The organism is Pseudomonas sp. SDO5522_S412, from assembly GCF_054071215.1.
Genome location: NZ_JBSVWQ010000018.1, coordinates 45,668 through 59,059, shown reverse-complemented (window position 1 = coordinate 59,059; position 13,392 = coordinate 45,668). Strand labels below are relative to the sequence as shown.

Annotated in this window: 10 protein-coding genes; 4 read left to right on the top strand and 6 right to left on the bottom strand. The window is 60.9% G+C overall.

The window, feature by feature from the left end; translation table 11 throughout:
- Positions 1–77 precede the first annotated feature (77 nt).
- The 5 genes from relA to ACW9I6_RS07030 all read right to left on the bottom strand — a co-directional run bounded on the left by relA (position 78) and on the right by ACW9I6_RS07030 (position 6,309).
- Positions 78–2,321 carry a GTP diphosphokinase gene (gene relA / locus ACW9I6_RS07050; protein WP_457339094.1) on the bottom strand — a complete coding sequence of 748 codons (2,244 nt, stop codon included), beginning with the start codon at positions 2,319–2,321 and terminating at the stop codon, positions 78–80.
- Between the two features lie 136 nt (positions 2,322–2,457).
- A complete protein-coding gene (gene rlmD / locus ACW9I6_RS07045) occupies positions 2,458–3,810 on the bottom strand; it encodes a 23S rRNA (uracil(1939)-C(5))-methyltransferase RlmD (RefSeq protein ID WP_008438175.1) in 1,353 nt (450 codons plus the stop codon).
- Positions 3,810–4,712 carry a cysteine synthase CysM gene (gene cysM / locus ACW9I6_RS07040; RefSeq protein WP_003210736.1) on the bottom strand — a complete coding sequence of 301 codons (903 nt, stop codon included), beginning with the start codon at positions 4,710–4,712 and terminating at the stop codon, positions 3,810–3,812. Before cysM ends, rlmD begins: the two co-directional genes overlap by 1 nt.
- 100 nt (positions 4,713–4,812) lie before the next feature.
- Complete coding sequence (locus tag ACW9I6_RS07035; protein ID WP_003210735.1) at positions 4,813–5,409, bottom strand: tRNA-uridine aminocarboxypropyltransferase; 597 nt, start codon at positions 5,407–5,409, stop codon at positions 4,813–4,815.
- Positions 5,410–5,415: 6 nt separating this feature from the next.
- Positions 5,416–6,309, bottom strand: a complete 894-nt coding sequence (locus tag ACW9I6_RS07030) for a LysR family transcriptional regulator (RefSeq protein ID WP_003210734.1) — start codon at positions 6,307–6,309, stop codon at positions 5,416–5,418.
- Positions 6,310–6,553: 244 nt separating this feature from the next.
- Here ACW9I6_RS07030 and speB point away from each other — a divergent pair, with 244 nt between their 5' ends.
- The 4 genes from speB to ACW9I6_RS07010 all read left to right on the top strand — a co-directional run bounded on the left by speB (position 6,554) and on the right by ACW9I6_RS07010 (position 10,950).
- The gene (gene speB, locus ACW9I6_RS07025) at positions 6,554–7,504 is read left to right on the top strand and encodes an agmatinase (protein WP_457339093.1); all 951 of its coding nucleotides are present in this window, start codon (positions 6,554–6,556) and stop codon (positions 7,502–7,504) included.
- Complete coding sequence (locus ACW9I6_RS07020) at positions 7,504–7,929, top strand: YybH family protein (protein ID WP_008438173.1); 426 nt, start codon at positions 7,504–7,506, stop codon at positions 7,927–7,929. The genes speB and ACW9I6_RS07020 overlap by 1 nt, the downstream gene beginning before the upstream one ends.
- 21 nt (positions 7,930–7,950) lie before the next feature.
- The gene (locus ACW9I6_RS07015) at positions 7,951–9,456 is read left to right on the top strand and encodes a purine-cytosine permease family protein (RefSeq protein ID WP_177028531.1); all 1,506 of its coding nucleotides are present in this window, start codon (positions 7,951–7,953) and stop codon (positions 9,454–9,456) included.
- 111 nt (positions 9,457–9,567) lie between these two features.
- Complete coding sequence (locus tag ACW9I6_RS07010; protein ID WP_008438170.1) at positions 9,568–10,950, top strand: sodium:solute symporter; 1,383 nt, start codon at positions 9,568–9,570, stop codon at positions 10,948–10,950.
- Positions 10,951–11,011: 61 nt separating this feature from the next.
- On the opposite strand, the gene ACW9I6_RS07005 is transcribed toward ACW9I6_RS07010, so the two are convergent.
- Positions 11,012–13,111, bottom strand: a complete 2,100-nt coding sequence (locus ACW9I6_RS07005) for an FAD-dependent oxidoreductase (protein ID WP_457339092.1) — start codon at positions 13,109–13,111, stop codon at positions 11,012–11,014.
- Positions 13,112–13,392: the final 281 nt, after the last annotated feature.

The window sequence follows — 13,392 nt, the reverse complement described above, 5'->3', positions numbered from 1 at the left end:
CAAGAGAAGCGCTGACTGTTAGATCGCCTTCGCGAGCAAGCCCGCTCCCACATTTCAGTCCGCGCTCGTCCAGCTACTCATGGCGTGCGATTACGCCGGGTCTCAATAATGTTCGGCAACTGGGAAATACGCCCCAGCAACCGACCCAACGCGTCCAGCCCCGGAATCTCGATGGTCAGGGACATCAGCGCCGTGTTGTCCTCTTTGTTCGAGCGGGTGTTGACCGCCAGCACGTTGATCCGCTCATTGAGCAGCACCTGCGACACATCACGCAGCAGCCCGGAACGGTCGTAGGCACGAATGATGATGTCCACCGGATAGGTCAACACCGGCACCGGGCCCCAACTGACCTGGATGATCCGCTCCGGCTCGCGCCCGCCCAGTTGCAACACCGAGGCACAGTCCTGGCGGTGAATGCTCACCCCGCGGCCCTGAGTGATGTAACCGACGATGGCGTCGCCCGGCAATGGCTGGCAGCAGCCGGCCATTTGCGTCATCAGGTTGCCGACGCCCTGGATCTGGATATCGCCGCGCTTGCCCGGCTTGTAGCCGGTGGCCTTGCGTGGAATCAGTTCCAACTGCTCGCTGCCCCGCTCCGGCTCAACCAGTTGCTGGGCCAGGTTGACCAACTGCGCCAGGCGCAGATCGCCGGCACCGAGGGCGGCGAACATGTCTTCGGCGATCTTCATGTTGGCCTTTTCGGCCAGCTTGTCGAAGTCCACCTGCGGCAGGCCCAGGCGTGCCAATTCGCGCTCGAGCAAGGTCTTGCCGGCGGCGACGTTCTGGTCGCGCGCCTGCAATTTGAACCAGTGGACGATCTTCGCCCGCGCCCTGGACGTGGTGATGTAGCCCAGGTTCGGGTTCAGCCAGTCGCGGCTCGGCGTACCGTGCTTGCTGGTAATGATCTCGACCTGTTCACCGGTCTGCAGGCTGTAGTTGAGCGGCACGATGCGCCCGTTGATCTTGGCGCCACGGCAGTTGTGGCCGATCTCGGTGTGCACCCGGTACGCAAAATCCAGCGGTGTGGCGCCCTTGGGCAGGTCGATCGCGTGGCCGTCGGGGGTGAAGATGTAGACCCGGTCAGGTTCGATATCTACCCGCAGCTGGTCGGCCAAACCGCCGATGTCGCCCAGCTCTTCGTGCCACTCCAGCACCTGGCGCAACCAGGAGATTTTCTCTTCGTACTGGTTCGACCCGGCCTTGACGTCGGTGCCCTTGTAGCGCCAGTGAGCGCATACGCCCAGCTCCGCCTCTTCGTGCATCGCGTGGGTGCGGATCTGTACTTCCAGCACCTTGCCCTCGGGGCCGATCACTGCCGTGTGCAATGAGCGGTAACCGTTTTCCTTGGGGTTGGCGATGTAGTCGTCGAATTCCTTGGGGATGTGCCGCCACAGCGTGTGCACGATACCCAGCGCGGTGTAGCAGTCGCGCATTTCCGGCACCAGCACACGCACGGCGCGCACGTCGTAGATCTGGCTGAAGGCCAGGCCCTTGCGCTGCATTTTGCGCCAGATGGAATAGATGTGTTTGGCCCGGCCGCTGATGTCGGCTTCAACCCCGGTGGCCTGCAATTCCGTGCGTAACTGGCTCATCACATCGGCGATGAACCGCTCACGGTCCAGCCGCCGCTCATGGAGCAGCGTGGCAATCTGTTTGTATTGATCGGGTTCGAGGTAACGGAAGGACAAGTCCTCCAGTTCCCACTTGATATGGCCGATGCCCAGGCGGTGGGCCAGCGGCGCGTAGATGTCGAACACCTCGCGGGCAACGCGGTTGCGCTTTTCGTCGTCGGCGGTTTTCACCGCCCGAATCGCGCAGGTACGCTCGGCCAGCTTGATCAAGGCGACGCGCACGTCGTCGACCATCGCCACCAGCATCTTGCGCAGGTTTTCCACCTGGCCCTGGGTGCCCAGCACCATCGACTGGCGCGGGCTGAGGCTGGCACTGATCGCCGCCATGCGCAGCACGCCGTCGATCAGCTTGGCCACCACGGTGCCGAAACGCTGGCTGATGATGGGCAGCTGAATGTGCCCTTCGCGCACGCCGCGATACAGCACCGCCGCGATCAGCGAATCCTGATCGAGCTTGAGATCGGCGAGGATCTCGGCGATTTCCAACCCGGTGCGAAAGCTTGAAGTGCCTTCGGCCCACAGGTTCTTCGCCGCATTGTCTTGCTGTTCAGACTCACGAGCGAACTCGCAGGCTGCTTTCAAGGCTTCACGGTCCAGTGCCGGGTCGACACTGATGGCATGATCCAGCCATGCCTCGAGATTGATACTGCCGTCGGTGTTGATCGGCTGGTGTGCTCTCACCTGTACCATCTTGCTTACCTTCCCTACGACGCACCTTTTAGTGCGTCAAAATCATCGCTGACCTGCTTTACAAAAAAAGCTTGTGCACGCTCCCTGGCAGGTCACAGGCCCAGGAGATGCAGGCCAGTCGGATTAAACGGGCATCCTAGCCCGCTTCAAATAACGCCATGGCCTCGACATGGGCCGTCTGGGGAAACATGTCGAGGATCCCGGCACGTTTTAGCCGGTAGCCTTGCTTGACCAACTCGACCGTGTCCCGCGCCAGCGTTGCCGGATTGCAGGACACATACACCAGGCGATCAGCCCCCAGGGTAGCGAGCTTGCGCACAACCTCCAGGGCACCATCGCGGGGTGGGTCCAAGAGTACCGCAGAAAAGCCCTGTTTGGCCCATTCCGCGTCGGTCAAAGGCTGGGACAAATCGGCCTGAAAAAACTGAACATTATGCAAATTATTGCTGACGGCATTCTGTGCCGCCCGGTCCACCATGGCCTGCACGCCTTCCACCGCCACCACTTCCCGCACTTGGCGGGCCAGCGGCAAGGCGAAGTTGCCCAAGCCACAAAACAAATCCAGCACCCGCTCGTCGGGCTTCGGCGCCAGCCAATCCAGCGCCTGGGCGACCATCGCCTGGTTGACCCCGGCGTTGACCTGCACAAAGTCTCCCGGGCGGTACGCCAACTGCAGATCCCACGGTTCCAGACGATAGCCCAAGGCCTGGTCTGGTTCGACCGGTTGCGGCTGGCCCTCGCCATGCAGCCACAGTTGGGCTTCATGGAACGTGCAAAATTCCTGCAGGATCGTCAGGTCCGCTTCGGACAAGGGCGCCATGTGTCGCAACAACACGGCAATCGACGAACCACTGAATAATTCCACATGCCCCAATGCCTGAGGCTTGCTCAAGCGCCGCAGCATGTTGGGCAAACGCTGCATGATCGGTTGCAAGGCCTGTACCAGCACCGGGCAATCGTCGATGGCGACGATGTCCTGGCTGGCCACGGCACGAAAGCCGACCTCGAGTTTCTTCGCCTTGGCATCCCAGCGCACGGCCACGCGGGCGCGGCGACGATAGCCGAATTCCGGCCCGCTCAAAGGCGCGGCCCACTCCTGGGGTTCGACACCTGCCACACGGGATAATTGCTCGGCGAGCATGCGCTGTTTCAGGGCGAGTTGTTCGTCATGGGGCAAGTGTTGCAGGCTGCAACCGCCACAGCGGCCGGCGTGCACACAGGGTGCCGGACGGCGCAGTTCGCTGGCGGTAAATACGCGCTCGGTGCGCGCCTCGACCACTTTGCCGTGGGCGCCCAACACCCGCGCTTCCACCTCTTCACCGGCCAGCGCACCCACGACAAACCAGGTGCGGCCTTCAAAGAACACAATGCCACGGCCGTCGTTGGCCAGGCGCTCGATGGTCAGGCGCTGCTTCTTGCCTACGGGAATCTGTGGGGCCCGGCTGCCGCCCGTCGGTTGGAAGCGCAGGCCTCTCTCGTGCTTGGCCATCAGTTGGGCGCGTCGAAAATGCCGGTCGACAGGTAACGGTCGCCACGGTCACAGATGATCGCGACGATCACCGCGTTTTCCAACTCCTGGGACAAGCGCAACATCCCGGCCACGGCGCCACCGGACGACACGCCGCAGAAGATGCCTTCTTCACGGGCCAGGCGGCGGGTGGTGTCTTCGGCTTCACGCTGGGCCATGTCGATGATGCGATCGACGCGAGCCGCGTTGTAGATCTTCGGCAAGTACTCTTCGGGCCAACGACGGATCCCCGGGATCGCTGCGCCTTCCATCGGTTGCAGGCCGACGATCTGGATCTCGGGATTCTGCTCCTTGAGGTAGCGCGAATTGCCCATGATGGTGCCGGTGGTGCCCATCGAACTCACGAAGTGAGTGATGGTGCCCTGGGTCTGGCGCCAGATTTCCGGGCCAGTGGTGGTGTAGTGCGCCTCGGGGTTGTCGCCGTTGGCGAACTGGTCCAGCACCAGGCCACGGCCTTCGGCAGCCATACGCTCGGCGAGGTCGCGGGCACCTTCCATGCCTTCTTCCTGGGTGACCAGGATCAACTCGGCGCCGTAGGCGGTCATCGCCGCCTTGCGCTCGGCGCTGCCGTTGTCGGGCATGATCAGGACCATCTTGTAGCCCTTGATCGCCGCGGCCATGGCCAGGGCAATCCCGGTGTTACCGGAGGTGGCTTCGATCAGGGTGTCGCCGGGCTTGATCTGCCCACGCAACTCGGCGCGGGTGATCATCGACAACGCCGGGCGGTCCTTGACCGAGCCGGCCGGGTTGTTCCCTTCGAGCTTGAGCAACAAGGTATTGCTGGTGTTGCCCGGCAGGCGCTGCAAGCGGACCAGCGGGGTGTTGCCGACGCAATCGGCGATGGTGGGGTACTGCAAGGTCATGGCGTATTCGCAATCCAGACTGCGGGGGCGACTATCATACCGGGAAAGGCTGGCGGGCCATATCACGCAAAGTGTGGTGCTTATCGCTTAATGGAATAACTCAGGCGGGGCCGTGGTTTCTCTGGAACACTTCATCGCCCATCGCGGCAATCTGTCCTTCGATCAATGCCTCGAACGGTTTCAGCAGCGGCTCAAATGAGGTGGGCGCTTCAAGCACCTGCAACGCCTGCACGATGGCCTCCACCGTCGACAACGCCCCGGGCCCCGGTGCCTTGCGCAGCCGATAACGGGACACGGCGCCTTCCGCCAGCGTCACCCGAGGCAGCGCCGCCAATAAAGGATTGAGGTGCAGCAACTTGCGCGCCTTGCGCCAGGTACCGTCCGGCACCACCAACAGCAACGGTTCGTCGGATGGCGTATAGGCCTGCAAGGGTTGGGCATTTTCGTCCGGAAACAACAGACGCGCCTGATAACCCGGCGGATTCAACAACGCCTGCAAATCCTCAAACACCTCCCCCACCACCAACTGCGCATTCACCAAGCCCAGCGCCGCCAACCGCGCGGTATTCAAGGCGTGATTGACCTCACTCGGATGCTGCAACAGCAACACCCGGGTTCGGCTATCCAGCCGGGGAATCAGCGCGCACAGGCAGTGAGTGGTGGGCCGCAGGCAGCGGGAGCATTGGGGTCTGGACATGGGTTTTCAGGCCTGGTTGAGCTGGGCTTTGAGTAAATCGCGGAAGGTCTGGATCAGGGGTTCGCGGCTGCGGCCCCGGCGCATGATCATCGAGAACGGCGCCTGGTAACCAAAGGTTGCCGGCAGCAGTACCCGCAAATCCCCTTTGTCGGCCCAGGCCTGGGCGTAGTGCTCCGGGAGGTAGCCGATGTAGGCGCCGGACAGCACCAGGATCAATTGCGCCTCCATACTTTCCACCGTGGCGGCGCTGTGCTTGAAGCCGTGACGCGCCAGTTCGGCCTGGCTCCAGTAACCACGACCGACCATGCGTTGCTGGGTGATGACTTGTTCGGGAATGCGCCGCTCGTTGAACAATGGGTGACGGGTGCTGCAATACAGCCAGTGCTGTTCGCGGTACAGCGGCATATAGATCAGCCCGCTCATCCGGTTGGAAAACGCACCGATGGCCAGGTCCAGGCGATTATCCTGGACGCCGAGTTGCAACTCGTAAGGACTCATCACCGACAGGTGCAAATGCACCGCCGGGTGTTCCTGACTGTAGGCGCCGATCACTTCGGCAAACGGCAAGGCCTTGTCGCTGACGGTGGAGTCGAGTACGCCGAGTTTCAGGGTGCCGCGCAGTTCGCCTTTGAGCGCGGCGGCGTATTGCTCGAAGCCTTCCAGCTCGCCCAGCAGGCGCAGGGTTTCCTGATGGAACAACTCGCCCTTGCTGGTGAGGCTGAACCCGCCCCGCCCGCGATGGCACAGCACCAGGCCCAACGCGGCTTCCAGCTGGCTCATGTAAGTGCTGATGGCCGAGGTCGACAGGTTGAGTTCGTGCTGGGCATTGGCGAAACCCTGGTGCCGCACGACGCTGACGAAGATGCGCAGGAGTTTCAGGTCGGGCAAGGCGTTGGCCATGGGCTCTCCAGAGGCAAACATAAAACCTGTGGGAGCGGGCTTGCTCGCGAATGCGGTGGATCAATCGAACCCTCCGTGACTGACACACCGTATTCGCGAGCAAGCCCGCTCCCACATTTGAACCGAGTTTACCTCAGGCATTAGTTTAGAAAAATCTGAACTAAGTATTTGCCCCTGCCGATTCTTCCCTTCCCATGCATTTCGCAGAATCGGCTTCTAATAAACAAAACGATGAGGCAATCCCGTGGACAAGATTTTCCACCAACCACTGGGCGGCAACGAAATGCCGCGCTTCGCCGGCATCGCCACCATGATGCGTCTTCCCCATCTGCAATCGGCCCAGGGCCTGGATGCCGCCTTCGTCGGCGTGCCCCTGGACATCGGCACCTCCCTGCGTGCCGGCACCCGTTTCGGGCCGCGGGAAATTCGCGCCGAATCGGTGATGATCCGCCCTTACAACATGGCCACCGGCGCCGCGCCGTTTGACTCGCTGTCGGTTGCCGACATCGGCGACGTGGCGATCAACACCTTCAACCTGCTGGACGCCGTGCGCATCATCGAAGAAGCCTACGACGAGATCCTCGAACACAACGTGATCCCGATGACCCTGGGCGGTGACCACACCATCACTCTGCCGATCCTGCGGGCGATCCACAAGAAACACGGCAAGGTCGGGCTGGTGCACATCGATGCCCACGCCGACGTCAACGACCACATGTTCGGCGAGAAAATCGCCCACGGCACCACCTTCCGGCGCGCGGTGGAAGAAGGCTTGCTGGATTGCGACCGCGTGGTGCAAATCGGCCTGCGCGCCCAGGGCTACACCGCCGAAGACTTCAACTGGAGCCGCAAACAGGGCTTCCGCGTGGTCCAGGCCGAAGAATGCTGGCATCACTCGCTGGCGCCCCTGATGGCTGAAGTGCGCGAGAAAGTCGGCGGTGGCCCGGTGTACCTGAGCTTCGATATCGACGGCATCGACCCAGCCTGGGCGCCCGGCACCGGCACCCCGGAAATCGGTGGCTTGACCACGATCCAGGCGATTGAAATCATCCGCGGCTGCCAAGGCCTGGATCTGATTGGTTGCGACCTGGTAGAAGTTTCGCCGCCGTACGACACCACCGGCAACACCTCGCTGCTGGGCGCCAACCTGCTGTACGAAATGCTCTGCGTATTGCCGGGCGTGGCGCACCGCTGATGAGCGCCCAGGCCGAGGTATTAAAAGCCGCGGCCGACCTGGTGTCGGCCTTCGCCCGCAATGATCGCGACGCCTACTTCGGTGCGTTCAGTGCCGACGCCAGCTTCGTGTTCTACACCCTCCCCCAGCCGCTGCTGAGTCGCGATGCCTACCAGGTGTTGTGGGACAGCTGGCGCCGGGACGAGGGATTTGAGGTGCTTTCCTGCACCTCAAGCAACGCTTTCGTCAGCCTGCACGGTGACGTCGCGGTATTTGTGCATGACGTGGCCACCGAGCTGCGCATGAACGGGGAGCAATTCTTTAGCCAGGAACGCGAGACCATTGTCTTCAAGCGGCAAGGGGTTCGCACACAACAAAAAGAAGGCCTGTGGCTGGCCTGTCACGAACATTTGTCCGCTATGCCGGAAGGGCTGCCGCCCCATTAGCCAATGTGATCGGAGCAGATCATGAATAATAAAAACAACGAAAACAGTATTCGCAACATAGAAACCAACGGCGTCGAACAGATCCCGGACCACGAACGTACCGCCGGGCCGAAGGATTTGTTTCGCCTGATTTTCGGCGGTGCCAACACCTTCGCCACCGCCGTGCTGGGGAGCTTTCCGGTGCTGTTTGGCTTGTCGTTCCAGGCCGGCGTCTGGGCGATTGTGCTGGGCGTGCTGGTGGGTGCGGTGATCCTCGCCCCCATGGGTCTGTTCGGTCCGATCAATGGCACCAACAACGCCGTGTCTTCCGGTGCGCACTTTGGTGTGCACGGGCGGATTGTCGGCTCGTTCCTGTCGCTGCTGACCGCTATTGCGTTCTTCTCACTGTCGGTGTGGAGTTCAGGCGATGCGCTGGTGGGCGGTGCGAAACGTCTGGTGGGCTTGCCGGAAACCGACCTGACCCTGGGCCTGGCCTACGGCGTCTTCGCCATTCTCGTGCTGACGGTGTGCATCTACGGCTTTCGCTTCATGCTGTGGGTCAACCGCATCGCAGTGTGGGCGGCGAGCCTGCTGTTCCTGCTGGGGATCTTCGCCTTCGCGCCGGCCTTCGACAGCCACTTCGCCGGCACCGTTGCCCTCGGCCAGACCGGCTTCTGGGCGGCGTTTATCGGTGCAGCACTGGTGGCCATGAGCAACCCGATTTCCTTCGGCGCGTTCCTCGGTGACTGGTCGCGCTACATCCCGCGGGAAACCTCGAAGGTGCGGATCATGCTGGCGGTGGTGTTCGCGCAGATCGCGACGTTGATCCCGTTCCTGTTCGGCCTGGCCACCGCGACCATTGTGGCGGTCAAGGCACCGGACTATATCGCGGCCAACAACTACGTCGGCGGCCTGCTGGCGGTGGCACCGAGCTGGTTCTTCCTGCCAGTGTGCCTGATCGCGGTGATCGGCGGCATGTCCACCGGCACCACCTCGCTGTATGGCACCGGCCTGGACATGTCCAGCGTGTTCCCGCGCCTGCTGTCCCGGGTCAAGGCGACGCTGCTGATCGGGGTGATGTCGATTGCCTTCATCTTTATCGGACGTTTCGCCGCCAACCTGGTGCAGAGCGTGTCGACCTTCGCCGTGCTGATCATCACCTGCACCACGCCGTGGATGGTGATGATGATCATCGGCCTGATCGTGCGCCGGGGTTACTACTGCCCGGATGACCTGCAAGTGTTCACTCGCGGCGAAACCGGCGGGCGCTACTGGTTCAGCCATGGCTGGAACTGGCGCGGCCTGGGGGCCTGGATCCCGAGTGCGCTGGTGGGCCTGTGCTTCGTCAACCTGCCGGGGCAGTTTGTCGGGCCGCTGGGCAACCTCGCCGACGGCATCGACATCAGCTTGCCGGTGACCCTGGGCCTGGCCTCGCTGGTGTACCTGACACTGCTTCGCGTGTTCCCTGAACCGGCTGCCGTCTACGGACCGACTGTGGCGAGGGAGCCTGCTCCCGTTCGACTGCGCAGCAGTCGCGAGGCTGCCTGATGAATTGCGTGGAATGGATTGGGGCTGCAATGCAGCCCAGCGGGAGCACGCTCCCTCGCCACACAGCCCCCTTTAGCCCCACATAAAAAAGATAATCGGAGACTCGCCGTCATGGCCTTAGATCTATTCGTCGTCCTCATCTACGCCGCCGGCATGCTGGTGCTCGGCTACTACGGCATGCGCCGCGCCAAGACCCATGAAGACTACCTGGTGGCCGGCCGCAACCTCGGCCCGACGCTGTACATGGGCACCATGGCTGCCACGGTGCTGGGCGGTGCGTCCACCGTCGGCACCGTGCGCCTGGGCTATGTACATGGTATTTCCGGTTTCTGGCTGTGCGCCGCGCTGGGCGCGGGGATCATTGCGCTGAACCTGTTCCTGGCCAAGCCGCTGCTGAAGCTGAAAATCTTCACCGTGACCCAGGTCCTGGAGAAACGCTACAACCCCATGGCCCGCCAGGCCAGTGCGGTGATCATGCTGGCCTACGCGCTGATGATCGGCGTGACCTCGATCCTGGCCATCGGCACCGTGCTGCAAGTGTTGTTCGACCTGCCCTTCTGGATGTCGGTATTGGTAGGCGGTGGCGTGGTGGTGGTGTACTCGACCATTGGCGGCATGTGGTCGCTGACCCTGACCGACATCGTGCAGTTCGTGATCAAGACGGTCGGCCTGATGTTTATCCTGCTACCAATCTGCCTGTACCGCGTCGGCGGTTGGGATGAATTGGTGGCCAAGCTGCCCGCGTCGAATTTCAGCTTCACTGAAATCGGCTGGGACACCATCATCACCTACTTCATGATCTACTTCTTCGGCATCCTGATCGGCCAGGACATCTGGCAACGGGTGTTCACCGCCCGTGACGAAAAGGTCGCCCAGTACGCAGGCACCTTCGCCGGTTTCTACTGCATTCTCTACGGCCTGGCCTGTGCGCTCATCGGCATGGCCGCCCACGTACTGATCCCGGACCTGGACAACGTCAACAATGCGTTCGCCGCCATCGTCAAAGTCTCGCTGCCCGACGGTATCCGCGGCCTGGTGATCGCCGCTGCACTGGCCGCGATGATGTCCACCGCCAGCGCCGGCTTGCTCGCCGCTTCCACCGTATTGACCGAAGACCTGCTGCCGCGCCTGCGTGGTGGCAAGCAGTCGAGCTTGAAGATCAACCGTCTGTTTACCTTGCTGACCGGTATCGCTGTGTTGGGTATCGCGCTGGTGGTGAGTGATGTGATCAGCGCACTGACCCTGGCGTACAACCTGTTGGTGGGCGGCATGTTGATCCCGCTGATCGGGGCGATTTTCTGGAAGCGTGCGACGACTTCCGGGGCGATCACCTCCATGACCCTGGGTTTTGTGACCGCGTTGATGTTCATGATCAAGGATGGTTTGGACGCCAATACACCGATCTACTACAGCCTGGGCGTGGGCCTGGTGAGTTTTGTGCTGGTGAGTTTGCTGTCCCGTCGTCCGGAGGCTGTTGCGGCTCGGGCGATCTGAAAAAACAGTTGAAAGAAGCTTTCTTCAGCGGGTGCGACGTCGGATGTCGCACCCGTTTTTTTTATTCCCACATTGCCGAAACCGCCGGCGCTCTGGCCTGGATGACTTCCTGGACCAAAGACGCCCATACCAATCCCTGCGTGGTGCCCCCGGCATAAGTTGCCCCCGCGACAATGCGGTTGTAGGCGGACCAATGCACGATTGAAAGTCCATCTGCGGTGCCGGGCCTGGCACATTCGATTTGTTGCAAGTCGCCACGTTCGATTGCGCGGCTGCAGGACTTTGGAAAGTGTCGAGAAACGGCAGCCAGGCACGCCGCCCGTATCTGCTCCTTGTACTGCGGCGTCGAATCGGGCGGCACCTGCCCGGCGGAGACAAGGATGCAGTTCCCGTCCAGGCGGCAATTCATGACGCCGATTGGCAGGTCGTACTGCAGCTTGAGTCCGCGCATGTCGACACCTTCATCATCAACGGCGCGCAGCTTGAAAAACCAGCCAATGACCGGGATGACCTCTGGCTCGTCCACCCCCATGGCCGTGACGACAAAGTGCTCTCTACTCAGATCGGCAATTTGGACCGGACTCAGGTGCCGTGGCAGGAACTCAACCCCTGAGCGCTGCAAAAGCGTCACCATCTCATCCATTAAATGGATAAATTCCAGATCGTAGCCCGACACCTCAATCGCCCGCCCGACCTCGGGAACTCCATACATTGCCTGGAATTGCAGCTGACTGATCTCTGCAAGCTCTCGCCCCGGCTTGCCACTCGGCCAAGGCCTGTTTTCAATATCCCATTGCTCGCGGATCGCGGCCTCCGTGCCACTGGAGTCGTCCACATAGGCTCGTACAATTCGCGATCGTGCAAATCGTGCCAGCGATGGGTTGTCGGCCAGGAATTTTTCAAACAGCTCGATGCCTGCGCGATTGCACTCAATGGCCAGGTACTGATTTGCGGGAGTCAGGTAATCGTTAGGCAGCGGTTTTGCAGTCGTCTCCGTTGCTGACAGATGACGCATGTTCACCTGCTTGTGACTGGCACCATCGCGCTGCTGATTTCCTCCGTAAACCGTGACCTGATAATTTGCCAGGCGGAACATCACGGCTTGGAGCAGCCCGTTGATACCTCTGCCGATGATCGACACACGCGGCGCACCGGCATCGGCTTGCCGAGAGGGGATCGCCAATGAGTGTGCAAGCTTGCGCCGGACAAGGCCGCGCAAGGCCATCAAGCTCAGTTGCACCGAGACCGCATAGTCGAGGTCGCAATGGCAGGCTTCGGTGGTGGCCGCCTGTGTGGTCAGCGTCGCCGGCTTGTACCATGTGGAGACACTGCAGCCGAGCGCTTGTGTGCGCACCCGAAACGCATCCAGTGTCCTGGGGCCGTAGTCCAATATGAGCTGGATGTCTTCGGAGATTGCCAGGGTCTGCAACGCATCGTCGCTAAAGACATCCGGCTTGGCGACACAGACAAGGCGAGCCTTTCTGTGCAGGCACTGAATGAGGGTCCGATCAATGCGATAAATGGATTCATCATTCAGGGATAAGCATAGGGCGACTGCATTGGCCCCCTCGAGCGCCTCAAGCCAGTCGTCAACCAATGAAACCCTACAATCGGAAGAGGCTTTCGCGAAACTGTCCGGCACTCGATCGCGTCGATCCAACACCTTAATCCGAACATCCGGATCTCGAGCAAGCAACAACTTAACAAGCTCTTTCCCTACATTGCCGTATCCCAGTACACAGATGTCAGGGGGCAAGGAGCCATCTGCCAGCGTCAGCCAGTGCGCAATATAGGCAGCAACATGCGGCGCATTGACCCCTGGCGTGTTAATCACTCGAACATTGTTGCGCTCGCACAGATCCAATCGGATCTTATCCAGGCTTGTACCTCTGCGGACCAAATAGAGTTCGCCAAATGGGTGGGATATACGCCATTGGTTGATGACGTCGGCATCAATAACCTGGTCTGCGACAACGAGCGTTGATGGGCGCAGCAGTGCAATCTGTATAAGCAGAGCCTGCTTGGTTAACGTCGGCGGGAAAAACACCACGTTGCCGGGTGCATCAGCTTTCCAGCCACGCGATGCAGGGGCGATATGCAAGATGTTTTCGGTGGTTGCAATAAGTGACGCGGCGACTGGCGGAACGGAAGAGAACATCATGGTTTTGTCTCCAACAGTTCTGACTGGCTCATACTCCGGAGAGCAGAACTCAATGAAGTCGGAAGCTTGTAAGAACTACAAACGATACAAATCTTTTCGTAATGAAACTCAACCTACGCCTATCCTAATAATCAAATAAGCCCGTCGACTCTGACAAACAGGTAGTCCAATTCCGATACTTATTGCCAAAACGCGACTGACGCGCACACGTCCGGACTACCAATCGGTATTACCGTGGCGTTGTTAAATTAAATATTTGAAGGATTATTCCGAAAGCAGGC